22 protein-coding genes and 3 tRNA genes are annotated in these 25419 nt (G+C 43.8%); 15 read left to right on the plus strand and 10 right to left on the minus strand.

Annotated elements, in window-relative coordinates; translation table 11 throughout:
• The first annotated feature begins 24 nt into the window (after nt 1-24).
• Nucleotides 25-201, plus strand: coding sequence for a hypothetical protein (locus tag AAEY83_RS09435; RefSeq protein ID WP_156923975.1), 177 nt, complete (start codon nt 25-27; stop codon nt 199-201).
• Between the two features lie 519 nt (nt 202-720).
• Nucleotides 721-1041: a hypothetical protein gene (locus AAEY83_RS09440; protein WP_025646402.1), complete on the plus strand. Its 321-nt coding sequence runs from the start codon at nt 721-723 to the stop codon at nt 1039-1041.
• A 500-nt stretch (nt 1042-1541) separates the two neighbouring features.
• Here AAEY83_RS09440 and AAEY83_RS09445 read toward each other — a convergent pair whose 3' ends face one another.
• The 4 genes from AAEY83_RS09445 to exaC all read right to left on the minus strand — a co-directional run bounded on the left by AAEY83_RS09445 (nt 1542) and on the right by exaC (nt 5463).
• On the minus strand, nt 1542-2141 hold the full coding sequence (locus AAEY83_RS09445) for a YceI family protein (protein WP_025646401.1): 600 nt from the start codon (nt 2139-2141) through the stop codon (nt 1542-1544).
• A 157-nt stretch (nt 2142-2298) separates the two neighbouring features.
• The gene (locus tag AAEY83_RS09450; RefSeq protein ID WP_025646400.1) at nt 2299-2628 is read right to left on the minus strand and encodes a DUF779 domain-containing protein; all 330 of its coding nucleotides are present in this window, start codon (nt 2626-2628) and stop codon (nt 2299-2301) included.
• A gap of 182 nt (nt 2629-2810) precedes the next feature.
• Nucleotides 2811-3839, minus strand: coding sequence for an alcohol dehydrogenase AdhP (gene adhP / locus AAEY83_RS09455; RefSeq protein WP_025646399.1), 1029 nt, complete (start codon nt 3837-3839; stop codon nt 2811-2813).
• Between the two features lie 97 nt (nt 3840-3936).
• Complete coding sequence (exaC, locus tag AAEY83_RS09460) at nt 3937-5463, minus strand: acetaldehyde dehydrogenase ExaC (RefSeq protein ID WP_025646398.1); 1527 nt, start codon at nt 5461-5463, stop codon at nt 3937-3939.
• A gap of 266 nt (nt 5464-5729) precedes the next feature.
• Between exaC and AAEY83_RS09465 the strand changes: the two genes are divergently transcribed.
• From AAEY83_RS09465 to AAEY83_RS09475, 3 genes are all read left to right on the plus strand, one after another.
• Nucleotides 5730-7673, plus strand: a complete 1944-nt coding sequence (locus AAEY83_RS09465) for a DEAD/DEAH box helicase (RefSeq protein ID WP_025646397.1) — start codon at nt 5730-5732, stop codon at nt 7671-7673.
• A 125-nt stretch (nt 7674-7798) separates the two neighbouring features.
• Nucleotides 7799-8998 carry a type I glyceraldehyde-3-phosphate dehydrogenase gene (locus AAEY83_RS09470; RefSeq protein ID WP_025646396.1) on the plus strand — a complete coding sequence of 400 codons (1200 nt, stop codon included), beginning with the start codon at nt 7799-7801 and terminating at the stop codon, nt 8996-8998.
• A gap of 62 nt (nt 8999-9060) precedes the next feature.
• A tRNA-Ser gene (locus AAEY83_RS09475) sits at nt 9061-9151 on the plus strand.
• Nucleotides 9152-9279: 128 nt separating this feature from the next.
• Here AAEY83_RS09475 and AAEY83_RS09480 read toward each other — a convergent pair.
• The 5 genes from AAEY83_RS09480 to AAEY83_RS09500 all read right to left on the minus strand — a co-directional run bounded on the left by AAEY83_RS09480 (nt 9280) and on the right by AAEY83_RS09500 (nt 13198).
• Nucleotides 9280-10008, minus strand: coding sequence for a hypothetical protein (locus AAEY83_RS09480; protein WP_025646395.1), 729 nt, complete (start codon nt 10006-10008; stop codon nt 9280-9282).
• A gap of 318 nt (nt 10009-10326) precedes the next feature.
• On the minus strand, nt 10327-10659 hold the full coding sequence (locus AAEY83_RS09485; RefSeq protein WP_025646394.1) for a hypothetical protein: 333 nt from the start codon (nt 10657-10659) through the stop codon (nt 10327-10329).
• Nucleotides 10660-11218: 559 nt separating this feature from the next.
• Nucleotides 11219-11294: transfer RNA gene (locus tag AAEY83_RS09490), tRNA-Asn, on the minus strand.
• 322 nt (nt 11295-11616) lie between these two features.
• Nucleotides 11617-11692: transfer RNA gene (locus tag AAEY83_RS09495), tRNA-Asn, on the minus strand.
• 303 nt (nt 11693-11995) lie between these two features.
• Nucleotides 11996-13198 carry a pyridoxal phosphate-dependent aminotransferase gene (locus AAEY83_RS09500; protein WP_025646393.1) on the minus strand — a complete coding sequence of 401 codons (1203 nt, stop codon included), beginning with the start codon at nt 13196-13198 and terminating at the stop codon, nt 11996-11998.
• Between the two features lie 373 nt (nt 13199-13571).
• Here AAEY83_RS09500 and AAEY83_RS09505 point away from each other — a divergent pair, with 373 nt between their 5' ends.
• The 8 genes from AAEY83_RS09505 to AAEY83_RS09540 all read left to right on the plus strand — a co-directional run bounded on the left by AAEY83_RS09505 (nt 13572) and on the right by AAEY83_RS09540 (nt 21634).
• Nucleotides 13572-14312: an SDR family NAD(P)-dependent oxidoreductase gene (locus tag AAEY83_RS09505; protein ID WP_037059396.1), complete on the plus strand. Its 741-nt coding sequence runs from the start codon at nt 13572-13574 to the stop codon at nt 14310-14312.
• A gap of 69 nt (nt 14313-14381) precedes the next feature.
• The gene (locus AAEY83_RS09510) at nt 14382-16112 is read left to right on the plus strand and encodes an NAD(P)/FAD-dependent oxidoreductase (protein WP_025646391.1); all 1731 of its coding nucleotides are present in this window, start codon (nt 14382-14384) and stop codon (nt 16110-16112) included.
• 11 nt (nt 16113-16123) lie between these two features.
• Entirely contained in the window at nt 16124-17140 is a 1017-nt protein-coding gene (locus tag AAEY83_RS09515; RefSeq protein ID WP_025646390.1) for a DUF1365 domain-containing protein, read from the plus strand.
• Between the two features lie 161 nt (nt 17141-17301).
• Complete coding sequence (locus AAEY83_RS09520) at nt 17302-18750, plus strand: SAM-dependent methyltransferase (RefSeq protein ID WP_025646389.1); 1449 nt, start codon at nt 17302-17304, stop codon at nt 18748-18750.
• A gap of 505 nt (nt 18751-19255) precedes the next feature.
• The gene (locus tag AAEY83_RS09525) at nt 19256-19681 is read left to right on the plus strand and encodes a DUF2177 family protein (RefSeq protein WP_025646388.1); all 426 of its coding nucleotides are present in this window, start codon (nt 19256-19258) and stop codon (nt 19679-19681) included.
• Nucleotides 19682-19847: 166 nt separating this feature from the next.
• A complete protein-coding gene (locus AAEY83_RS09530) occupies nt 19848-20417 on the plus strand; it encodes an acyl-CoA thioesterase (RefSeq protein ID WP_025646387.1) in 570 nt (189 codons plus the stop codon).
• A gap of 149 nt (nt 20418-20566) precedes the next feature.
• Nucleotides 20567-21100 carry a cation diffusion facilitator family transporter gene (locus AAEY83_RS09535; protein WP_264673186.1) on the plus strand — a complete coding sequence of 178 codons (534 nt, stop codon included), beginning with the start codon at nt 20567-20569 and terminating at the stop codon, nt 21098-21100.
• A gap of 27 nt (nt 21101-21127) precedes the next feature.
• Nucleotides 21128-21634 carry a cation diffusion facilitator family transporter gene (locus AAEY83_RS09540; RefSeq protein WP_264673185.1) on the plus strand — a complete coding sequence of 169 codons (507 nt, stop codon included), beginning with the start codon at nt 21128-21130 and terminating at the stop codon, nt 21632-21634.
• Nucleotides 21635-21737: 103 nt separating this feature from the next.
• Here AAEY83_RS09540 and dps read toward each other — a convergent pair whose 3' ends face one another.
• A complete protein-coding gene (gene dps / locus AAEY83_RS09545) occupies nt 21738-22220 on the minus strand; it encodes a DNA starvation/stationary phase protection protein Dps (RefSeq protein ID WP_025646386.1) in 483 nt (160 codons plus the stop codon).
• A 460-nt stretch (nt 22221-22680) separates the two neighbouring features.
• Between dps and uvrB the strand changes: the two genes are divergently transcribed.
• Together uvrB and AAEY83_RS09555 are read left to right on the plus strand one after the other, a co-directional pair.
• The gene (uvrB, locus tag AAEY83_RS09550) at nt 22681-24792 is read left to right on the plus strand and encodes an excinuclease ABC subunit UvrB (RefSeq protein ID WP_025646385.1); all 2112 of its coding nucleotides are present in this window, start codon (nt 22681-22683) and stop codon (nt 24790-24792) included.
• Between the two features lie 222 nt (nt 24793-25014).
• A complete protein-coding gene (locus AAEY83_RS09555; RefSeq protein ID WP_313781148.1) occupies nt 25015-25395 on the plus strand; it encodes a hypothetical protein in 381 nt (126 codons plus the stop codon).
• The last annotated feature ends 24 nt before the right edge of the window (nt 25396-25419 follow it).

Here is a 25419-nt window from a genome sequence, read left to right on the forward strand (position 1 = left end):
GTTTGGCATGGTTCTTAGACAACGATGAATGTTCTTCTTATTTTAATTCCCTCTGCTACTTTTGCAAGAGGTCTATTAGCTATATTAAGAGCCGCTTCAATTTTGGCGAAAGATGAAAAAGATAATTGGCTAAGGCTTGTTGAGCAGAATTCCCAAACTTCAATTGAAAAGTGGGTTGCAAAATGGGTAAGAGAGGTTTAGTTGTAACAAATTAAATTGGTATCATTTTCTTAACATCGAGAGTTCATAGTTCAGGTCGATGGGTTACGTCTTATTGTCATTTTCTTCGAAAGTGTGACAAGTCTAACGCCACCCTACAACAAATAATAAACTCTGCTCGTTTGTAATGCTTTGCTTTGGACGAAGTTGAGCGCGGTGACAGCAAAGTATTAACCTAAACAAAAGGTTGCCATACTGCCGAGGGACGAGGCGCGCATAAGCTTTTAAAGAAAACTGAGCCATGTCTCGCATATTTCACGACTATTAAAATGCTCACATCTAGAGGCTATTTTTCCCTAATTTAGTGTATTGAGATTAAGGTAGTGTTCTATAGTGAACCATGATTCGTGTTGTCTCAAGTTTGCCGATCTACAGACAGATTAAGGGCGTGTACCTGTTTTGTAGTGACGCGTTGATTAGACAGGGATACTGACTTACTATCGAATGTAAGCATTATCAAGTTTAAAGAGAGTTTATATAATCTGATAAAGGAGAGCTATTATGTCGAATAAATCTGCTAATAACCAAGCGAAAGATGATATTACCTTAAGTAAAAAGGCAAGAAAGCAGCTGAGTAAGCTCAATAAACTGCGTCAAAAAGAGCAAGATAAAATAGATAAAGCGCGTCAAAAGGAGTTAGCTAAAGTTGATAAGGTCCGTCAAAAAGAGCAAGACAAAGTGGATAAGAAGATCCAAGGCTTGATAGATGATATCAATCAAAAAGCGTTAAAAAAGCAAGAAAAAATAGATACTAAGATTCAGAAAAAAAGAAATAAAATAGATAAAGCCGGTATCGAACAGGATCAGCCTTGGCAGTACTAACAAGGCAATGTTAAAAAGACCTGACAATTACTGTAATCGTTAGGTCTTTTACTAGGGCGTGTTGAACATTCACAAATGCGCACTGCTGATCGCTACTAGTTAATCAAAGCTGTGTTCTAGTCGTCGTTAAAATTGCAGGTAATGCTTATTGCATTGGATAGCTGATTTTATTTAAACAGTCGCAACGACTAGGGCGATTTTAGCATCAGCCTGCAGGGACAGGACTATTTTTTGCCGCTTTATTGATAAAAATAGACGCTTAGAACAACTAAACTTACCATTTTTATCTGCAAATCGCCTAAAAAATAGTCTCTGTCAGTGCCAAGGTCGAATGTTCAACACGCCCTACTTATCTATTGTTATTAGAACAGGGTATAGATAATACATACTCATTAGCAATCAAACTAAAATCCGGCGTAAAACGTCAATAACAAACGTTTGGCGCTGGGTTTTTATGCTTAAGTCAAAGCGTCATAAATATTACAGTCGCCGTATTCCCTTTAGTTTGCCGATACAAGCTGTCCTGTGATGTTAATCGGAATGACTGTACCCACCATATTTGGAAAGGCGGTTACGCCATAACTGAGGCGATTCACTTTACCAATAGCTTGAAAGTTTAAAAACGGACGCGCGGTTTTGGGGTCTTTTTTGACATCAGATAAGACTACTTTTACGGTTAAAGGTTTGGTCTTTCCCAAAACCGTAAAGTCGCCTGTGACATGCGCTTCTTTGGCATTGATCATGCTGACCTTTTTGGAGACAAATCTCATAGTCGGGTATTTAGCTGTGTTGAGTAGCTCCTTGCGACGCAAAAAGGCATTACGCAAATTGCCACCAGCATCAATGCTGCTCGTTTTTACAGTAAAATTAATGGTAGTACTTGTTGGGTTTTTTACATCGTAATTGATAGAACCATCCATGTTATGAAACTGGCCTTCAACCGTACCATTCCCTAAATATGCTACCTCAAAGTCGACTTTGGTTTTTGGGGTATCTAACTTCCATTTTTGCGGAGTAGAGGCTGATGTTAGCGTTGATAAAGGCAGTAGCAGGCTAATACTTAAAGTGGTCTTGAGCAAAATAGTAGTGATGGTATTCATACATATGATCCGACAGACAGTTTTTAAAAAGCAAATCTAGTTAGGGCATTGGCGTTAGCCTAACAAAAGTTAGCTCGATTTTATAGTAAAAAATGATTCGATATCATACTCTATATATTTGATTACCTTGTATTATTCATATTAATTAGTAGTCATATTAGTCTACCGTGCAAACCTCAGAGCGCACGATAAAGCGCTTGCCTTCAGGTATCTCAAGCGAAAAACTTGCGCCGCGACCATCGACTACATCGATAGTTAAGTCAGTATGCTGCCAGAGCTCAAATTGTGCTTTACCCATATAAAACGGACAGCCTACCAGCTCGCCAACAAGCACATCTTGCGCGCCAGTTTTGAACTCGCCTAGCGGATAGCACATCGGTGAGCTACCATCGCAGCAGCCGCCAGACTGATGGAACATTAAATCACCATGCTTGGACTTTAAAAGCTCGATTAATTCGGCGCAAGACGCTGTCGCTGCAAGTTTCATAGTGTACTCCTTGTCTTTTAGTTAAGATTTTCCAAAATTGCCCTGTCATAACATAAAAGGTCGCATTGTTCTTAGTCATACTATGAATAGTATGGCATCAAAAACAATACGACCATTTTTTAGAGTTTCAATGACAAGTGATAGCAATACTGATATAACATCGCAATGCTACTTGTTAATCATTACTTGGCATAGTCAATCACAATACGTCCCTCGATTTTGCCATCACGCATACGATCGAAGATATCATTGATATTCTCGAGTGGTTCAGCGGCAACGGTCGCTTTCACTTTGCCTTTAGCTGCCATATCTAACGACTCTTGTAGATCAAGGCGTGTACCGACAATTGAGCCGCGAATAGTAATACCGTTCAATACCGTATCAAAGATAGAAACTGGGAAGTCGCCTGTAGGTAGGCCATTACAGACCAAAGTACCACCACGTCTTAACATGCTCAGTGCTTGCTCAAACGCTGTAGAGGATACCGCTGTGACTAGTACTCCATGCGCGCCGCCGATTTCCTGTTGTAGGTACTCGCCAGGATCTGTGTTTTTGGCATTAACAGTGACTTTAGCGCCGAGTTTTTCGGCGAACGCTAGCTTTTCATCATCAATATCGACCGCAGCAACATTAAGTCCCATAGCCACAGCATACTGTACCGCCATGTGACCGAGGCCGCCGATACCTGAAATCACTACCCAATCACCAGGCTTGGTATCCGTCATTTTTAGGCCTTTATAGACAGTGACACCTGCGCATAAGACAGGGGCAATCTCTACAGAGTCGACGCTTTCTGGGATAATGCCTACATAGTCGGCGTCCGCCAGGACATACTCTGCAAAGCTACCATTCACCGAATAACCTGAATTTTCTTGCTTTAGGCACAACGTCTCCCAGCCACCTAAACAATGCGTACAGTGTCCGCAAGCAGAGTAGAGCCAGGGCACACCGACTCGGTCGCCTTCTTTGACGTGATGGACGTTGTCGCCGACAGAGGTGATGATACCGACGCCTTCGTGTCCAGGGATAAATGGTGGACTTGGTTTGACTGGCCAATCTCCTTCAACGGCATGAAGGTCCGTGTGACAGACGCCTGAGGCCTCCATTTTTACTAAGATCTGACCGGCACCTACGGTTGGGATGTCTACTTCTTCAATCTGTAGCGGTTGATTAAACTCATGTAGGACAGCTGCTTTCATTTTATTAGCCATGTTACTTTCTCCTTATCGTGGATGGTGAGTTGATAGATATCATATCTACCAACTCATTATTTTATGGTGGCTGCCATAAAGTGCGTGACAGACAGGCTTAAAAGAAGCCCATCTTTTTGGGACTATAAGAAACCAGCATGTTTTTGGTTTGCTGATAATGATCAAGCATCATTAGATGGTTTTCGCGGCCGATACCCGATTGCTTGTAGCCACCAAATGCAGAATGCGCAGGGTAGATGTGGTAGCAGTTGGTCCATACGCGTCCAGCTTGAATACCACGTCCGAAGCGGTAAGCTTTGTGTACACTACGCGTCCAAACGCCAGCGCCAAGGCCATATAACGTATCATTAGCGATACTCATCGCTTCTTCATCGTCTTTAAAAGTCGTGACCGCAAGTACGGGACCGAAGATTTCTTCTTGGAACACGCGCATGTCGTTAGTGCCCTCAAAAATAGTCGGCTGTACATAGTAGCCATCGCCAAGATCGCCGTCATGTTTGGCACGCTCGCCGCCGACCAATACTTTTGCGCCTTCTTTTTTGCCGATATCTAAGTAAGATAAGATTTTCTCTAATTGATCAGAGCTGGCTTGCGCGCCAATCATAGTATCGGTATCAAGTGGGTTGCCCATCTTAATGGCTTTGACGCGCTCAACACAGCGTTTGATAAACTCATCATAGATACTCTCATGCACCAGCGCGCGTGAGGGACAAGTGCAGACCTCGCCTTGATTGAGCGCAAACATCACTAGACCTTCAACGGCTTTGTCTAAGAAATCATCATCTTCATCCATGACATCGGCGAAGAAAATATTAGGGCTTTTGCCGCCTAGCTCCAAGGTGACTGGAATGATGTTTTCACTAGCGTACTGCATGATTAGGCGACCGGTGGTAGTCTCGCCGGTAAAGGCGACTTTATTAATACGCGGATTGGAAGCCAGCGGTTTACCGGCTTCAACGCCAAAACCATTCACTACGTTGAGGACGCCTTTTGGCAAGATATCGGCAATGCCAATGGTCTCTAGCATAAATAGGATAGAGGCGGGGGTTTGCTCGGCAGGTTTTAGGACAATGCAGTTACCCGCAGCGAGAGCCGGAGCCAGTTTCCATACCCCCATTAGAATCGGAAAGTTCCAAGGAATAATTTGACCGACTACGCCTAAAGGCTCATGGAAGTGGTAAGCGACGGTATCTTCATCAATTTGGCTGATACCGCCTTCTTGCGCGCGAATGGCGCTGGCAAAGTAGCGGAAATGATCAATCGCGAGAGGGATATCAGCGGCTAAGGTTTCGCGCACTGCCTTGCCATTCTCATAACACTCAGCAATGGCGATGGCCTCAAGGTTCTCTTCCATCTTGTCGGCGATTTTAAGTAGTAAATTAGCGCGCTCAGTGACGCTGGTTTTGCCCCAAGCGTCTTTGGCCGCGTGTGCAGCATCTAAAGCTTTTTCGATATCGGCTTCTTTTGAGCGTGCTACTTGGCAGATGGTTTTACCATCGATAGGACTAAGATTATCAAAGTATTCGCCATCGACTGGTGCGACCCATTCGCCATTGATAAAGTTATCGTATGTGTCGCGAAATTGAACTGGGCTATTTTCAGTATTAGGGGTGTCATATAACATGGAGCTTTCCTTTTTATGAGTGAATAAATCTTCCTGACTTTAGCTATTGCTATCTGTCTATCGTACTGAGATTTCACAAGAAGCGATAGCAACTTTTAATAATAATGGTTTTACGTTCATATAACTTTTGGTTTGTTAAGCTTGCCTCGTTAAAATAGTTTGCAAAGCGTGCGTAGCTGTTATAATTGCTGCCAAACATTTGGCTCCTTGTCGGCCCAAAGCTGCTTATCGAGTCTTTTTTATCTTTTGTTAATTGGTCTAGGTTTATGCGTCAATCTTCTGCTCTTAATATTCTAAAAACCGGTAAGAACGTGTTTTTGACCGGCTCAGCAGGCTCAGGTAAAACCTATACGCTTAACCAATATATTCATTACTTACGTGCGCGCCGCGTACCTGTAGCGGTGACAGCCAGTACAGGTATTGCAGCCACTCATATGAATGGCACCACCATTCATAGCTGGTCGGGCATCGGTATCAAAGATGAGCTGACGGAGCGGGATTTGAGTAACTTGGCGCGCAAGCAGTTTTTGGCCGATAGACTCAAAGACACCGCGGTACTTATCATCGATGAGATATCTATGCTGCATGCCAAGCAGCTCAATCTAGTCAATCAAGTGCTCAAACACGTCCGCAAAAATGATAACCCCTTTGGCGGGATTCAGGTCGTCGTCGCAGGCGACTTTTTTCAGCTGCCGCCTATAGGTAGTAAAGGCGAGAGTAATCGCGATAAGTTCGCTTTTATGAGTGAAGCCTGGCTCGATGCAGGCTTTCGCATCTGCTATCTATCTGAGCAGCATAGACAAGAGCGCGCGGCTGCCGATGGTGGTCTTGATTTGGACGATATCTTAAATCAGATCCGCCGTCAGGATGTCAGCTTTGAAGCGATTGCGGCGCTTGAGAACACCTTTGATCAAAACGTCGATATCAAGCGCACGCGGCTATATACCCATAACCTCAACGTCAATAAGATCAATGACAAGGAGCTTGCGGCACTAGAGGGTGAGACGAGACGATTTGAAGCCTCATCTGTGGGTGAGAGTAAGCTGGTAGATACTCTAAAGAAGACCGTACGCACGCAAGATGAGCTGATCCTAAAAGTTGGCGCGAAAGTGATGTTCATTAAGAATAACAACGAGCTTGGCGTCTCAAACGGTACGATGGGGGAGCTGATTGGCTTTGCGGCGGTAAAAGTCGATGACAGCAAGGCTAAAGATAAAGCCAAAAGTGATGCCAAAGCGGATATGGCCGAAGATGACACGATTGCTATCGACGATGAAGATAGTAGCAAAACAGCAGATAAAGATAAAAAAGCCAAAGCCAACACCAAAGATAAGTCCTCAGCCGCGCCAAAAATGCCAGTGGTTAGGCTGAATTCAGGGCGCGAAGTCATCGCTGAACCAGAAGAGTGGATTATTGAAGATGAGACAGGCGATGTGCTCGCTAGCTATGAGCAAGTACCATTGTGTCTGGCGTGGGCGATTACGATTCATAAATCGCAAGGCATGACTTTAGATGCCGCAGAGATTGATCTGTCGCGCACTTTTGAGTTAGGTCAAGGCTATGTAGCTTTATCGCGATTGAAGTCTTTAGAGGGACTGAAGCTGCTGGGCATGAATACTATGAGCTTGCAGCTAGACCCGTTAGCCCGCGGCGCAGATAAGCGTTTCTTAGAGCTCTCAAATGAGGCGGACGCTAACTATGCTATGCTCGATGAAAAAAGCCTACAGCAAAGTCATGATAAGTTTGTACTAAAATCAGGAGGCACGACTAGTCAAGCAGTGATTGAGGCGTATGCTAAGCTACAAAAAAGACGCCGTGAGCAAGATAAAGCCCAGCAAAATAAAAAACAGAAACTGGGCAACCAAGTCGCTGATAAGTCTGAAGCAACCTTACTCGCGACAAAAGCGCTGTTAGAAGAGAGCCTATCTATCATTGAGATTGCGCAGACGCGAGAGCTAGCACAATCGACGATTATGCGTCATATTAGCGAGCTTAAAGCGCAAGATCCGAGTCTGGCCTGCGATCATCTGCGTCCTGATGATGAGGTTATGACCGCCGTAGGTAATGCCTATGTCGCCATAAAAGTTGCCAATAATCCTAATGACTTCAATGATGATGGTAGCATCAAGCTTAAGCCTATTTATGAGCAGCTCAAGCAAACGATAGACTATAATACGATACGTTTGGCGCTGATATTTATCACGCCGTAGTCTAGATACGATGCTACTCTAGAAACCTCGCAAATCTAGTCATCAACTCAGCTATTACTTAGACTCAGTCGTCAGCCGAACGGTTTAAAGCCACTCTATCTTCTATATTTATAGCGATATTATTTATGTCTGATGTAAAGCCTAAAAGCCAAAACAAAACGCCGCAGACCAAGGCGAGCTTAATAGAAGGTACCAGCGTGCGTAAACGGCCGCTCAGAGTCGCTATTAATGGTTTTGGACGTATAGGACGCAACGTACTGCGCGCACTGATAGAGCGCTTTGAGGTACTTGGCAATGCCATCCATTTGGTGGCTATTAATGATTTAGCGCCGGCTGATACGCTGCTGCACTTACTTAGATTTGATAGCACTCATGGACGTTTAAGTGCCCTTGGCGTTAGTGCTGAGATTATAACCAATACTGATAGGCACAGCGATACTGACACACACAGCGATACTGAGACTCAGCTTTGTATCACAAAACACACTCGGACTTACTGTATTCGTATGCTCTCAGAGGCCAATCCTGAGCAGCTGCTATGGCAGACCTTAGGTATCGATGTCGTGCTAGAGTGTACTGGCCATTTTCGCTCTTATGAGCAGGCTTACCGGCACATTGATGCCGGAGCAAAGCAGGTCATTATTGGCGCGGCTCCTTTCGATGATGTCGAGGCGTGCATTGTGATGGGCGTCAATGCTGAACAGTTAACCAATGATCTTCCTATTGTTTCAAGCGTTTCTTGTACCACTCAGGCGCTAGTACCTTTGATTGACACTTTAGACCAAGCCTTTGGCGTGCGCTCTGCAATGATGACAGAGATACATGCCGTCACCGCTGATCAGACCGTGCTGGATCAAGCGCACCGCGATCTGAGACGTGCGCGTGCTTCTGGGCACAACATTATTCCAACCACTTCTAGCAGTATCGCCGCCACTGAGCGCGTATTGCCTGCTATGGCTGGTAAGATTAATGGTCATTCTATTCGCGTGCCTACTATTGATGTCGCTGCTATTGACGTCACCTTTGTCTTTGACAGTGCAGACGTCAGTATCGATGCGATCAGAGAAGCCCTGCAGACGGCTAGTGACGGAGCGTTAATAGGCATTATGGCTTATACTGATGAGCCGTTAGTCTCTAGTGATTTTATCCATCAGCCTGAATCACTGATTATTGATGGTCAGCAATTAATGCAAGTTGGCGACCAATACAAGGTGTTTGCTTGGTACGATAATGAATGGGGCTATGCCAATAGACTGCTAGATATGTGCCTGCATTTGGCGAACACCAACGTCTGCGCGCGCAAGAAACGCCTATGGTTAAAATAATATAGTTTTTTTTGCTTCAGCTATTGCATTTTTATTTGAGGTCGCTATAATGTTGCACCTATGGAGACGTGGCAGAGCGGTTGAATGCACCGGTCTTGAAAACCGGCAAGGGTTCATAGCCCTTCGAGAGTTCGAATCTCTCCGTCTCCGCCAAATTTGTTCTATGTGAACATAAAAGCCCTTATCTGAATGGATAAGGGCTTTTTTTATGGCTACGTTTTACGAATATATTTTTATAAACGTATTCAGTCTTTTTGCAATATCAATGCATTTGACAATGACTATTCTAAGGCTTTATCGAATTCGAATATTTGTCCATCAGTGAGCGTCAAAGTCCCTTCATTAATCTCTATCGTCACATCTTGTGCGTTTCTAATCGCGCGCATAACATTGATATTCTCGATACTTGTTTCGATAATTATCTTGCCTGACTGTTCAGGCTCGATAGGAGTGACGAATTGAGTCAAGGGGATATTGAACGCTTTACCTTCTTTTAACTTAGCGTCTTTCATCAATAACGAACCCTTAAAGCTCTCGATAGGGGTATCACCATGGTTGGAGAGCATAAATTGTAGCTTGACCTGGTTTAGGCTATCGCTATCGCTGGTCTTAACGGGTAATAGCGCTATAGGATAAGTCTGGGCGTTGATACCAGTGGGCTGATTCGTGGCGACTACAGGGCTTTTTTCGCCAGTTGGGTTATTAGGGTGCAAGCGTTCATACTCGCGCTGTTGTAACAAAGCTTGCCTGATTGTCGTGCGCGGCATCGCTCCTGAATCATAAGCATCACTGAGTTTCATGCGTAGCATATAGCGGCTTAGCAGCTGTCTATCGCTTTCAGATAATTGCTCAAAAGTTTTGCCTAGTTTTTCTTGCCATTGATCAGAGTCGGTAGGAATAGTCTGTTTCGTTGGATCGTTTTGCGGCATTGAGCAGCCATTGATGACCGGCATGCTTAGTGACACTGTGAAGAGTACAACGGCTAACTTCCTTATTTCTCTCTTGTTCATCACCTCTCTCCTTATAGCGTTTAGTTGGATAGTTATTATTTTCAGATCAGTGAAGGCTGTTTAGCTTTAATATACCTTGTTTATGTGCGCTGTGGGTTTAATTATCTTTGTTTATCAAAAGCATTTTGCGATAAAGAGTCTGAGAAATTAGAAAAAAGGGTAGCGTTTAGAGGGGGTGAGACTAAAGAGTTGTCAGTCCAAGGATAAATGATCAAGAATATGACATAAAAAAAGCTAAGCGCGATTAAGCAAACTTAGCTTTTTTTGAGTCTTTGAGTAGGCGTTAACGATATCGTCTAACGATAGAGGTCGCCCTCATCACTTATCATCGTCTTGTAGCTCAGATAGAGGATGGGTGATATTGTTATTATGAGTCACCACAATAGCCTCATCGATAATACGCTGACTAACGCCGCGCTTACGTAAGGACTCAATAAACACCTCATCATGCGCCAAAGTATAGTCTTGATGGTCGCGATCCAACCCTTGGCGTATATACAAGCGAATCAGCCCCTGAATGCGCTTAAAGCCAAGCTCTGAAGAGGTAGACTGTAATAGCTCAATCATTTCCTCAGAGAGGCGAATGCTAATCGGACGCATGATTTTTTGGGGATGATCAGAGAATTTATTTTTTATGCGTACAGGTATCATAATAAACCATTACTTTTAGTGAGTAGGGATAATAGGGCGTGTTGAACATTCGACCATGGCACTGACAGAGACTATTTTTTAGTCGATTTGCAGATAAAAATAGTAAGTTTAGTCGTTCTAAGCGTCTATTTTTATCAATAAAGCGGCAAAAAATAGTCCTGTCCCTGTTGTTGTAGTTAGGGCTGATGCTAAAATCGCCCTAGTCGTTGTGAAAATCTAGCCAATGCAATAAGCATTACCTGCAATTTTCACTTAGACTAGAACTATTTTAGCGATCAGCAGTGCGCATTTGTGAATGTTCAACACGCCCTAATATTAAGAAAAAAGATAGCCGACTTTAGAGTGTGCAATGCTATAAGTGCGCTGCGCTATTCATAATGGTAATCAGTATATAGGAGTCATCAGCACTAGCAAAAAAGCTCTCTAAAACACGCTATCTAAATAAACCAGCTATCTGTCTTACCATACAATAAAATAGCGCAAAAAAATAGCTAAGCCAGAAAATAACGCACATAAAAAAGCCCCCATCACATCATGATGAAGGCCTCTTTATAGAATATGGCTCCTCAACCTGGGCTCGAACCAGGGACACACGGATTAACAGTCCGACGCTCTACCAACTGAGCTATTGAGGAATAAAAGGGTATAACTTTAAACTTAAATTAGCAGTGTTTGCTAAGTAGTTCGCGTTATGTGTGGCATATTTTAGCCAAGTCACTTGAGACTGTCAACCTTTAAGCGCAATATTTTTGAACTCTTTAAACCTCGTCTAAAGTCTCTAGCGATTTGTGCAAAGGGTCAAAAATGTAAGATATCAGTCATAAAAAAACCCTTATCAAAAAGATAAGGGTCTTGGCAAATGCCATAATTGAATCAAAGTGATTCAACAAAACAGATTAGCTGGTCATTAAGATATTCGTAGATAACCAGCTAACGATTGACTAATAGTCAAAAATTTGGCTCCTCAACCTGGGCTCGAACCAGGGACACACGGATTAACAGTCCGACGCTCTACCAACTGAGCTATTGAGGAATAAGCTATGAGTGTTTATGCTCATAACGAGCTTAACAACGACTTATTTAGACAATGAGTTGCTGCTAAGTGGAGCGTATTCTAGCAAAGATAAAAAATACGTCAAGCCTTTTTTATTTTTTAATGCAAATTTTAGCTAAATTGGCAAAATTAAGGCTTATTCTTCTTCTGACAGCTAGGGTACGCCTTAGTGCTTGACACTATTGGCGAGTATGCCGTAGCCACAAAAAAGACGTCTTTAATAGACGTCTTTTTGCTAAATCATCAAATTTGCTCAATGCTGCTCACGTTTAGATTGGCTAATTACTCTGCAACATCCAAATCAGCAACCGCCGATTCAATACGCGACAGGGCATCTTTTAAAGTCGCTTCATCAGTGGCGTAAGAGATACGCATAAAGCCGCCTAAACCGAATGCATCGCCAGGGACTACCGCGACGCCAACTTTCTCAAGCAACCATTCTGAGAACTCGGTGCACGAAGATAGACCAGCTGCTTTAATCAAAGGCTTAATATTAGGATAGACATAGAAGGCACCGTCAGGGCGCAGGCAAGTAATACCCTTAATCGCATTTAGACCGTCGACAACTAAGTCGCAGCGCTTCTCAAACGCATCGACCATAGGTGTTAGGACACTTTGATCGCCGCTAATAGCGGCAGCTGCTGCTACTTGACTGATAGAGGTTGGGCAAGAGGTCGACTGCGATTGTACTTTTTTCATCGCGCCAATCAGCTTGGCAGGACCACCGGCATAACCGATACGCCAGCCGGTCATGGCATACGCTTTTGATACACCATTTAAGATAATCGCGCGCTCTTTTAATTCAGGAGCGGCGTTTAAGATATTATAGAACTTATCTCCCGTCCAGCGAATGTGCTCATACATATCATCTGAGGCCACATAAACTTGCGGATGCTTTTTCAGCACTTCAGCCAGCGCCTTTAACTCGTCTAAAGTGTAAATCATGCCAGTTGGGTTAGAGGGGCTGTTTAGCACCAGCATTTTGGTTTTGTCAGTGATGGCAGCTTCTAATTGCTCAGCGGTGATCTTGAAATCTTGCTCAGCAGGGCATTCTACGATGACCGGCTTACCTTCAGCGATAAGTACCATGTCAGGATAGCTGACCCAGTATGGTGCTGGAATAATGACTTCATCGCCTGGATTAATAAAGGCTTGCGCTAAATTAAAGAACGACTGCTTACCACCTACCGATACTAGGATCTCATTTGGCTCATAGCTGATGTCATTATCACGCTTGAACTTGTCGATGATGGCTTTTTTTAGCTCAGGCGTACCGTCAACGGCAGTGTATTTAGTAAAGCCATTATTAATCGCTTCAATCGCCGCTTGCTTGACGTGCTCTGGGGTATCAAAATCTGGCTCGCCTGCACCCAAACCGATAATGTCTTTACCAGCCGCTTTTAGCTCTTTGGCTTTGTTGGTAATAGCAAGAGTTGGTGAAGGTTTGATGCCATTAACGCGGTCAGATAGTTGCAGCTCGCTCATAAAAAATCCTTAATAAGTCTGAATAGAAAATAGAGATAGGATAGAAACGCCGTTATTAAATGGTCGTTATTAGAAGTGTCACTATAAAAGTAGAATTATCGCTGTGTCCACGCGCCTCAATAAGCGCGAGTAGCGGCTTTATTGTAGCATGTAGACGGTAGGCTGTCCTACCACACTAGTAACAGAAAATTTATGGTCTTTGGCAAAGTCAGACTCTGAATAACCATATCTAACTTTTATTTTACGTTTGCGAAGTTACAACAATAACGATAACTTTTATTTGTATTATTTAGCTATTATAAACTCAGCTATTGCTAAAACAACTATGGGTTAATAGTGAGAATGCAATCATCATTAAAAAGGGACTAGTGTAATGGCAACAACGACTGAAAGACTGCATATCGTAATCACAGGTGCGACCTCAGGTATAGGTATGCAACTTGCAAAAGACTATTTAGCAAAGGATCAGCACGTCTACGCGGTAGGGCGCGATGATGAGGCTTTAGCGGAACTCAAAAGTTTAGGCGCGACACCCATAGATTTGGACTTGATGGATAGAGAAGCGGTCATCGCGGCTTTTGAGAAGCTAGATACCATTGACCTAGCAATTTGCTGCGCGGGGGCTTGCGAGTACTTAGATATGCCGAACTTTGACAGCGAAAGCTTCATGAAAGTGATGTCAGTCAATATGGGCACACTCTCGCACGCTATCGAAGGCGTGCTACCTAAACTTATCGCCTCAAAAGGTCGCCTAGTCGGTCTAGGCTCGGCCTCTGCTTATGTGCCTTTTGCTCGCGCAGAAGCTTATGGCAGCTCTAAGGCGGCGATTCATTATCTTATGAAAACGTTGCAAATCAGTCTTGCACCATTTGATGTCGCGGTCAGCTTAGTTGTGCCAGGGTTTGTCGATACGCCGATGACTGAGCAAAACGATTTTCCGATGCCGTTTTTGCAGACTCCTCAGCAAGCCAGTCAAGCCATTCGTGATGGTATCGAAGCTGAGCACGAAGTCATTGAGTTTCCAAAAAAACTAACTTTGCCACTAAAAACTTTAGGCACTCTGCCTGATGTGGCGTGGCAGCAAGTCAGTAAGCAGCTGTACAAAAAGTCATAAGTGAGTCGCCAGAGAGCTACGTACATCAAGACAGTCAAATATATTAAAAAAGTCTAAAGGATAATAGGCATGCCGTTGTTTCGCCGTAACGCTGTAACCGCCGCACAGAGTAGTACTAGCGATGATAATCGCCAAAAGAATGGTAAAACTAAAAAACATATTGCCATTATCGGTTCAGGCGTCTCAGGACTCACTTGCGCGCACTATTTAGTAGAAGAGCACGACGTTACCGTCTTTGAAGCTAATGATTATATCGGTGGTCACGTCAATACTATCGATGTGGCATTACAAGACGGCAAAAAGTCAAAGTCTAGGTTTAGTAAAAAAAGTCAGGCAGAAAAAAGTGCGATTGATACCGGTTTTATTGTCTTTAATGAGCGCACTTATCCAAATTTTTTTCGTCTGTTGCATGAGCTGCAAGTGCCGTTTCAATCGACAGATATGAGCTTTTCGGTCAAAAACGTTGCCCGCAACTTTGAGTATAACGGTCATACCATCAATACCTTGCTATCGCAGCGTAAAAATATTATCAGCCCGAAGTTTTGGCGCTTTGTGCAAGATACATTGCAATTTAACAAGCAGATGAAGCAGCTGCGTCAGGATTTTGAAGCGGCTCGCAGCAATGGCGAAGCGGTCACTCGCTACACTCAGCAAACCTTGAGCGAGTATTTAGCCAGTAAACGTTACGGAAAATTATTTACTGATAACTACCTGCTGCCTATGGTGTCAGCTATTTGGTCAACGAGCTTAGAAGACGTACAAGATTTCCCGTTAGTCTTCTTTGCGCAGTTCTTTGATAATCATGGTCTGCTAGACGTGGTCAATCGCCCGCAGTGGTTCACGATTAAAGGCGGCTCTAAGCAATATGTTAATAAGTTGGTGACGCGCTTTGTTAAAAAAGGCGGGCAAGTGCGAGTCAACTCTCCCGTACAGTCGGTCACTCGTAATAAGGACAACAAAGCTGACAGTACTGACGCTAAAGTGACTTTGAAGATGAGTAATGGCAAGAGTATAGAAAGTTTAGACTTTGATGAGGTGATTTTTGCGTGTCACGCCGATACTGCTTTAAAGATTTTGCAAGATGCGACTAGCGATGAGACTGAGGTCTTAAGTCATTTTCGCTTTACTTCTAACACAGCTGTGTTGCATACCGATACTAGCGTCCTGCCCAATAAACCATTGGCTTGGGCGAGTTGGAACTACTTGCTTGATGCCGATGGCAAGACGGATAACACAGTCGAGCAAACTTCTGCGAAGCCAGTACTGACGTATCATATGAATATCTTACAAAGGCTGACGAAGCAGCACAATTATCTGGTCACTCTTAATCACAAGATTGACAGCGCCCAAATCATCAAGACAATTGATTATAGCCATCCGGTGTTTGACAAGCCGATGATAGAGGCGCAAAAGCAGTGGTCAACCATCTCTAGTAGTGGTTTGCACACGCACTTTTGCGGCGCTTATTGGTTCAACGGTTTTCACGAAGATGGCGTGCGCAGTGGCTTGCGAGTTTGTCAGTCTTTAGGTAGTCAGATTGACATCAAAGACGAGGTTGACGCCAGTCATTTGCCACATGGTGAGTCGGCGCATACGCCCTTTGTCTATAAAGACATACCAGTCAGAGCGGATAAATCTAGGCACAAATTAGACAATCGCCAACTGCTTAGTGCGGAGACCAATCAAGAATTGCTTGCTTATATCGCATCGATAGCAGCTAAGCCTAAAGTTCTAACCGCTGCTAAAACAAAAAAGCACGGTCTGTTGGCTAGAGTCCTTCACAGCAGTAAACATAAATGAAAGAGCGCTTAATGCCTAAAAGAGACCACTCGTCTAATAGTCAATTTACCCATCAGCTGTTTCATGGCACAACGTGGCACAGTCGCCTATTACCGAGTGTGCATAAATTTATCTATCCGTATCGTTATTGGGGCGTCAATATTAGCGCTTTGGCAGCAGGTGATGGATTACCAGAAGTCGCAAGCATGCAGCTTCAAAATAACCATACTCATAGCGCAAAACTGTTCAATAAACTTCCCTTTGGTGCAGCAATTATCAAAGGCTTGCCGATATTTTCAGCGAAACATAAAGCGTTACAGCAGTTTTATGCCGATGACTACTTGCAAGGTTTGCCATTAGATCAGGCGAATCAAGAAATAGCGACTGATGCTAATGTCGATACTAGTGCTGATGCTAATGTTCAAAGTATAGAGGGATTGTTGCAGCGTTTAAATGCTGTCTTTAAAGATAAAACGGGCAGCACGCCGACAGGCGAAATTATTGGCTTGATAGTGTGCCGCAATGTTGGTGTTTATTTTAGCCCAGTGAACTTTTACATCGGTTTTGATAGTGAGCAAACGCCCACCCATTTACTAGCAGAAGTGTCTAATACACCGTGGGATAAGCGTCACTATTATAGTTTTTTATTAAAAGGCGAGGAGACGGAGCTTTGTCATGATAAAGATTTTCATGTCTCGCCCTTTAATCCTATCGATCAGCTCTATCGCTGGCAGGTCAGCGTCAAACCACAACCGTCTAAAAGCAATAAGGCTGATGATAAGACTAAGCAAAACGATGTTTTTGATATTCGGATAGCGATCAATATCAGTGACAAGCGCGGTGAAGTACTCAAAACGGGCATAAAAATGAGTGGAGAGCCGATGACCCAAGAGAGCATCCGCCAAAGCTTAAAACAAAATCCATTGATGAATTTCACCTCACTCACTCGTATCTATTGGCATGCTTTTAAACTCTATGCATTCAAAAAAGTGCCTTATATCAATTACGATGAGAAGCTAGCAGATAGTGAGCAGTCAGTAAATAATTAACAAGTAATCACTCAGCCGGCTAAAACTGAGCTGATGTAACAGATCTAGACCATAGCTTTTAACGACATAAAAGCTTTGAACAACAGTAGTAAAGAAAAATATTAATATTGAGCGTTGATCCATAGGCGACTCTCTTAAACGGACAAGAGGATACCATAGCGATGTCACCCCGACCAACCGATCGCCAGCCAAGCAGTAGATTAGAGAAAATCAATGCCCGTGTGAGTCAGACTTTAAATGATAGCGCTCTTTTGCGACCTGTGAGTAACGGCGTTAATGCTTTAGCTAGAAAGGCGATATTTCAAGCGTTAAAACGAGTACAGTTTGGCGGTATCACAGTAATAGAGGATTATGCTCAGCAGACGCAAGCATATAGCTTTGGTAGTCAGGCTATCAATAGCAAAAGTAGCTCTGCTATCGGTCGTCATTTTCTACATGTAACCCTCACGATTCATGATATCAGTGTCTATCGTCAGCTGCTTTTTGGCGGCTCTATAGCGCTTGCCGATAGCTACATTAATGGCGAGTGGGATACCGATGATTTGACAGGCTTGATACGCTTGGCGGCGCGTAATATAGCAGTGCTCAATAAGCTTGAGAACCGCTTTGCCGGTATAAGCAAAGCCTTTGAGAGAGCCAATCATCAGCTACGTAGTAATGACCAGTCAGGCTCTAAATCCAATATCTTAGCTCACTATGACTTGGGCAATGATATGTATCAGCGTTTTTTAGATGAGACCATGATGTACTCCTCGGCCGTCTACAAAAACCCAGAGGCCACCCTTAGCGAGGCTCAGCAGCATAAGCTTGCGCTTATCTGTCAGCGCCTGCAATTGACTGCCGATGATCAGGTAATAGAGATTGGCACTGGCTGGGGCGGTTTTGCCATTTATGCTGCGAGTCATTACGGCTGTCATGTAACGACCACAACCATATCCGATGCGCAGTTCGATGAAGCACAGGCGCGCATTGACGCGGCAGGGCTGTCTGACAAGATAACTTTACTCAAAGAGGACTATCGCAATCTGTCAGGACAGTATGACAAGCTAGTCAGCATTGAGATGATAGAGGCAGTCGGTTATGAGTATTTGCCCACCTTTTTTGCTAAGTGCAATGATTTGCTTAAGCCTACGGGACTAATGGTACTACAAGCCATCACCTTTAACGATCAAAACTATCAAGACTATATTGATTCAGTGGATTTTATTCAGACCCATATCTTCCCAGGCGGCTGTCTGCTCTCTAATCAAGAGCTGAATAACCAGTTCACCCAGCAGACGGATATGGTTATTAAGCAACTGCATGACTATGGCTTTGACTACGCGCATACTTTACGCGATTGGCGTATTGCCTTTATGTCGCAGCGCGAGGAGATTAAAGCACTTGGCTATGACGAAGCCTTTATCCGTCTATGGGAGTTTTATTTTTGTTACTGCGAAGGCGGCTTTTTGGAGCGCACCATTGGCGTTGTCCAACTGACTGCGGTGAAACCTGACAATATCGATATTTTACATTTCTCTGATTCGCCTGTAACTGATGTGATAAACAAGCCCATGGACAGTACTATTAATCAGCGTAGCGCTTCTAGCATTGCGGCTGCATTTGCTTAAGTATAAGAGGTCTAACATTAGGGCGTGTTGAACATTCAAATGTGGCACTGGCGGCGGCTATTTTTCAGGCAATACGCAGTGAAATTTTCGAATGCTAGTCATTCTAGGATAGACAATTTCACCATGTATTGGCAAAAAAGAGCCCCGCCCCAAAGGGCTGATGCAAAAATCACCCCAAACTGTGTTGTAAACCTAGCTAAGGCCTCGACATTATCGTCGGTTTACGCCTAGTTTGGTGCGATTTTATCTATCAGCAGTCCTAATATTTGAATGTTCAATACGCCCTAGAATAGTTATCGTTATAAAAGCTTTATAAATTATAGACACTCACAATTGATATGCTTTACAATTAAGACACTTAAAGCCATAACGATTACTAAACCTAAAGACGTTATATTGAAGTACAGTTAAAGCATAGTAGTAAGTCTAATAGATTACGCAAATAAAATAGGCTAGACATAGGGGCAGTGAAAATCTATGTGTAGTATGATAAAAGGATATTGTTATGGGCTATACGTTTGTTTATCTCGTTGCTGTTGCTATGTTTTTGGGCGTGGATTTTGTCTGGCTGTCAACGATGAAAGGGCTGTTTTATGAAGAGCGTATCGGTCATCTTTTAGCGAATGAGCCAAATATGATGGCGGCGGCTGTGTTCTATATGTTCTATATCTTAGCTTTATGTATTATTGTTCTTTATCCGCAAATAAAAGCAGAAGCTTCTATCGGGCATATTTTCTTATTGGGCGGCTTACTTGGCTTAATGGCATACGGTACTTATGACTTTACCAGTTTGGCCTTATTTAAAGGCTATACGCTAGATACTGCCTTGGTAGACTTTACTTGGGGCGGTTTTTTAACTGGTTCAGTCAGTGCGGGCACAGCTTGGTTAGCATATCGTTTTCGCTGGCTAAATAAAGCGGCTACAGCTTAATTTCTTGAGCGATTAATAACGGCGGTTTAACTTAGGTTAAGCCGTTTTTTTGGTTTTATCGATTTGCACTAAATAATCGCCTACTGTATAAATGACAAATAAACTTTGCACAACAAACCACAATGACACTTTCACAATGACTTCCGCACAGTAACTAAGGATCACTATGGCTCAGTTCAACACCAGCTCCACCGCCAAAAAAGCCCCTTTAAACCACGAACTTTATATGTCGATACTGATGACTCCAGACATGGCCAACTTCATCGGTAATGTCCACGGTGGTGACTTGCTCAAAATGCTCGATCAGGTCGCTTATGCCTGCGCCAGTCGCTACAGTGGTAGCTACGTTGTCACGCTATCGGTCGATCAGGTGATGTTCCGTGAGCCTATCTATGTCGGCGAGCTCGTCACGTTTGCCGCTAGTGTTAATTACGTCGGTACCACCTCAATGGAGGTCGGTATCAGAGTCGAAGCTGAAGATGTACGCGCGCGGACGATCCGCCATACCAATAGCTGCTACTTTACCATGGTCGCGATCGACGATAACGGCAAGCCTACGCCTGTACCGCCGCTAGAAATCAAAAACGAGAGCCAACAATGCCGCGCTGATGCAGCATTAGAGCGAAAAGAGATGCGTATGCAAAGCGCACATCGTCCTAGTTGCGATATCAGTAAAGAAGTCGGAGAGTTGACCCGCACAGCTGAAAATACGCAGACCAACCCAGAATCTAAGTAACCCAGAATCTAAGTAACATCGTCAAAAGTTACCATCAGTTAACGGATGAGCTACTGTAAAAGAATAAAGGTTAATTTATTTTAGTCTCTATAATATAGATAATAATCTTTTCAGCCTTTAAACTTTTAACCCATGCTATAGAGTTCCTTATGAGTCTAAAACCCTCCGTCGCCAACCCGCAATTACACTTAGGTGGTCCAGAGCTGACGCGTCATAAACCAAACGCGCAAAAGCCTGAACCAGATCCTGATAATAAAGATAAAAAGTCTAGCTCGGTGATTACGGTTTTGATTGCTATTGGCGCTAACTTTTTGATCGCTATTGCTAAGTCCGTTGCCGCTTTTATCACCGGCTCGGCGTCTATGGTAGCGGAGGCGGCGCACTCATGGGCGGATACGGGCAATGGTGTTTTTTTATTAGTCGCTGAGCAAAAAGCCGTCAAACCTGCGGATAAAAGTCATCCGTTAGGCTATGGTAAAGAAGCTTATGTGTGGTCGATGATAGCGGCTTTTGGCGTGTTTATGGCAGGCTCCATTGTCTCTATTTATACAGGTATTACCGAATGGAATGCACCAGAAGCTGAGACCAATTATACGATCGCTTTTATTATTTTGGCAGTGGCTTTTGTACTTGAGGGCTTCTCGTTAGTGCAAGCTTATTTGCAAAGTAAAAAGCAAGGTTAGGCTATCGAGGTTAGCGCTATTGGTTATGTGGTTGAGACTTCTAACCCCACTTTGCGCGGGGTGTTTTTTGAGGACTTAGCGGCGGTTACTGGTCTAGTTATCGCGGCAGCGGCAATGGGCATGCACGTCTATACCGGGCAGGCTTTTTGGGATGCGTTAGGTTCCATTATCGTGGGCGTGTTATTGGGCGCTGTGGCGATATTTTTGATCAGTCGTAATCGCGACTTTTTGGTGGGGTATAAAGTTTCAGATAGTACGCATGATTATGTATTAAGCGAGCTTTTGAGACATGAAGGAGTCGATAGCGTCTCTTACTTACATTTAGAATGGGTGGGACCAAAAAAGATATTTATGGTAGCGGCTGTAGATGTCAGAGGTAATCAAAGAGAAGAGAGTATCGCGCAGATCTTTGAGAGCATCGAGAGCCAGTTTCGTGCCAATAAGATATTTCAAGAGGCCATCCTGACGCTATCTGCGCCTAATGCCAAAACCATAGCGCCCCATAAAAGCTCTCCAGATCCAGTGCGAAGCTAAATAACCCTAGTATCAAACCAAAAAAGTATCAAACCAAAAAAAACCGCCATCTAGGCGATTTTTTTTGTATTCTATAACTTAGCAAATAACAGTGATAGAAATACTATTTTTTAGGCGCATTAGCACCGATGAACCAAGCATCTTTATCGATAGTACGGCTAACTTCGGTTAATAAATCCGCAGTATCTTCGTCGCCTGCATCACCAGCTGTATCGATACCTTCACGTAGTGAAGCTGCAATAGTCTTATAACGATTGGTCAGCTCACGAACATGCTGCTCAACTTCAGTAATGTCAGTTGGGTAAGTTTCTAAAATAGAATCTTCAACGACACGCTTAGAGATGCCATTTGCTTTGCCGCCCAAAATGACAATACGTTCAGCGACAGTATCAAAAGCTTCTGTCAGACGCTCATAAGTTTCATCTAATAACTGATGCACCCCGATAAATCCAGTACCTTGTAAGTTCCAATGGCACTGCTTGCTATCCATACTCAAATCAATCAAGTTGGCTAGATTAGAGTTTAACAGCTCAACCATTTTTTTGGCAGTATCATCATTTATACCACTTGCATAACGTTCTCTCATAGATTACTCCATTTTTGATTATATTTAATTGTTATCTAATAACCGACTAAATTTTTAGACTCTTAGTTTAAAGCTCTTAGTCAGCGTTTTCTTATCAACTTTCGATACTAATAATAACAGCTTATTAAAGGTATGGAACCCATGAGCGTTAGGCTTTATTAGGTGGTCATGTAATGGCTTTGTTAAGCATGAAAAGCTTTGTAAATATAACAGCCTAAAAAAGCCTTATAGATAATCTTTGATTACCTAAGCGGGGCAGCAGCCTTTGATTTAACAAAGTATCTTAATGAGCTTCTTATCAATACTCACTCATAACTGATAGCTGAATATCAGCTTTGATAGTCAGTGATTATGGTCTGTAATTAACACCAAATTACTAGCATCAAGGCCAGCAAATAACCTTTAAAAACAGGTATAAAGCCCCCACATAATTGTAAACTTAAAAAAGAAGAAAGCTAATATGCGTATGCCCGAACCGCGCTCGTCGCGCCAGTTAAATCAATTAGCCACTCAGCTACAAGGCGAAGCTGAGATCAGTGGTGTCAATGCGTCAGGGACGCAAATATCGAGCCGCGCCTTTGAGATGGTCACCGACTTTGAGCCTGCAGGCGATCAACCGCAGGCGATTGAAAAGCTCGTTAAAGGTATCAATGCTGATATGGATGAGCAGCTGCTGCTTGGCGTGACGGGTTCGGGTAAGACTTATACCATGGCTAAGGTGATTAGTGAGTGCCAGCGCCCAACGATTATCATGGCGCATAATAAAACTTTGGCGGCGCAGTTATATGGCGAGTTTAAAGCCTTTTTCCCGAATAACGCTGTTGAGTATTTTGTCAGCTATTATGACTATTATCAGCCCGAAGCTTATGTCGCGGCAAGTGATACCTTTATCGAAAAAGACAGCGCCATTAATGATCATATTGATCAGATGCGTCTGTCGGCAACGCGGGCATTGCTTGAGCGCCGGGATGCTATTATCGTCGCATCCGTCTCTTGTATTTACGGTCTGGGCGATCCGGAGAGTTATCTCAAAATGCTCTTGCACGTCGTCGTCGGCGATAAGATAGATCGCACCGCGACGATTAAGCGTTTGGTTGAGATGCAGTATACGCGTAACGAGCTGGATTTTGGCCGTGGTACGTATCGCTTGCGCGGGGAGCTACTTGACATCTATCCTGCGGAGTCTGAGCAGCTGGCGATTCGTATTCACCTGTTTGATGACGAGGTCGAAAAAATCACTTGGTTCGATCCTTTGACAGGCAAAACCGTGCGCAGTGTGCCACGGATTACCATTTATCCCAAGTCGCATTATGTGACACCGCGTAATCGCCTTGAGGCCGCCAGCGAGACCATTCGTGCTGAGCTTGAACCGCGTCTTGAGTACTTTCGTGATAATAATAAACTGATTGAAGCGCAGCGCCTCAAAGAGCGCACGCAGTATGATCTAGAGATGATTCAGCAGCTCGGCTACTGTAATGGTATTGAGAACTACTCGCAGCATCTATCTGGTCGTCCTTGGGGTGAGGCGCCGCCAACGTTGTTTGATTATATTCCAGAAGATGCGCTGCTGTTTATCGACGAGTCGCATGTGACTGTCTCGCAGGTCGGCGCGATGTATAAAGGTGATAGGTCGCGTAAAGAGAACTTGGTGAATTACGGCTTTCGTCTGCCAAGCGCGATGAATAATCGGCCGATGAAGTTTGAAGAGTGGGAGCGCATCAAGCCCAAGACCATTTATGTTAGTGCGACCCCGGCGCAATACGAGCTTGAGCACAGCGAGCAAGTCGTCGAGCAAGTGGTGCGACCAACAGGCTTGATTGATCCTGAGATTGAGATTCGTCCCGTGCTCACGCAGGTCGATGATGTGCTCTCAGAGATTACCAAACGCCGCGAGCTGGATGAGCGCGTATTGATTACCACTTTGACCAAACGCATGGCGGAGGATCTCACCAGCTATCTCAAAGAATACGATATTAAGGTGGCCTATTTGCACTCCGACATCGATACCGTTGAGCGTATGCAAATCATTCATGAGCTGCGTACGGGTGTCCATGATGTACTCGTCGGCATTAACCTGCTGCGTGAAGGGCTCGATATGCCAGAAGTGTCATTGGTGGCGATATTTGATGCCGATAAAGAAGGCTTTTTGCGCTCTGAGCGCTCCCTTATTCAGACCATTGGCCGCGCTGCTCGCCACCTAAACGGTAAAGCGATTCTTTACGCCGATAGTATGACGCCAAGTATGGAAAAGGCGATAGAGGAGACCGATCGCCGCCGCGAAAAGCAAATCGCCTTTAATGTGGAGCATAACATCACGCCAAAAGGTGCGCGCCGTAGTGTCACTGATAAAATCGATACCGGTGAAGAGCTTGATGCTAACGACAATCAAGCGATTCCAGTTAAGAGCAATCTGCCGGATGTCGATATCAGTATACTCAGAAGCCCTGATCTGCTGGCTAAAGAGATCAACCGTCTTGAGAAGCTAATGAAGCAGTTCTCGCGTGACCTCAAGTTTGAGGATGCTGCTAAGACACGCGATAAAGTGCTAGAGCTCAAGGCGCATTTGATTTAGAAGTATGCGAAGTTGAAAACCCGATATTTCGATATAACGAAGAGCGGCTATTCTTACTAACTATAAACGCAGTTTTACATTTTTTACCTTAAAAATAGCGAGTTCATTTTATAGAATAAATTGATAAAGTATCGTTTGATAAAGGTAGCTGAAGCTCCGGCTTATACAGACTTTAGCTAAAAAATAAGATTTTCAATAAATTATTCTAGGAGTATAACCATAATGGACGTCAAAGCGTTATTTAAAAAAGGAATCGAAAAAGAGTTACTCGACGTCGATGATTATATTTTTACGCCGCAGCGTTTCGATATGATGATTGATGAGGGAGAGCTGATTTGTGTGCTAAATAGTGACGGTAGTGTCAATGTGTTTTATAGCAAACAAGGCATTACTGATGTCAGAGCGGCGGCGCGTAAGCATCCCTTTACTGATTTTGAGACTGAGCTGCATCACGGTCTTTATGACGACGTGATTGAAGATCTCATCGATAGTGTTAATGAGATCATAAATACGCATTCTAAGTATTTCCGCCGTAGTAAAGTACTACCGATGGCGGCAGCTGTAGGTCCTGATACGGTTATTACTGATGCCGATAAGCTCTAAGCGCTTGAAGGTTTTAGAGTAGCG

The sequence above is a fragment of the Psychrobacter sp. TB20-MNA-CIBAN-0197 genome, assembly GCF_040309765.1.
Lineage (GTDB): Bacteria > Pseudomonadota > Gammaproteobacteria > Pseudomonadales > Moraxellaceae > Psychrobacter > Psychrobacter submarinus.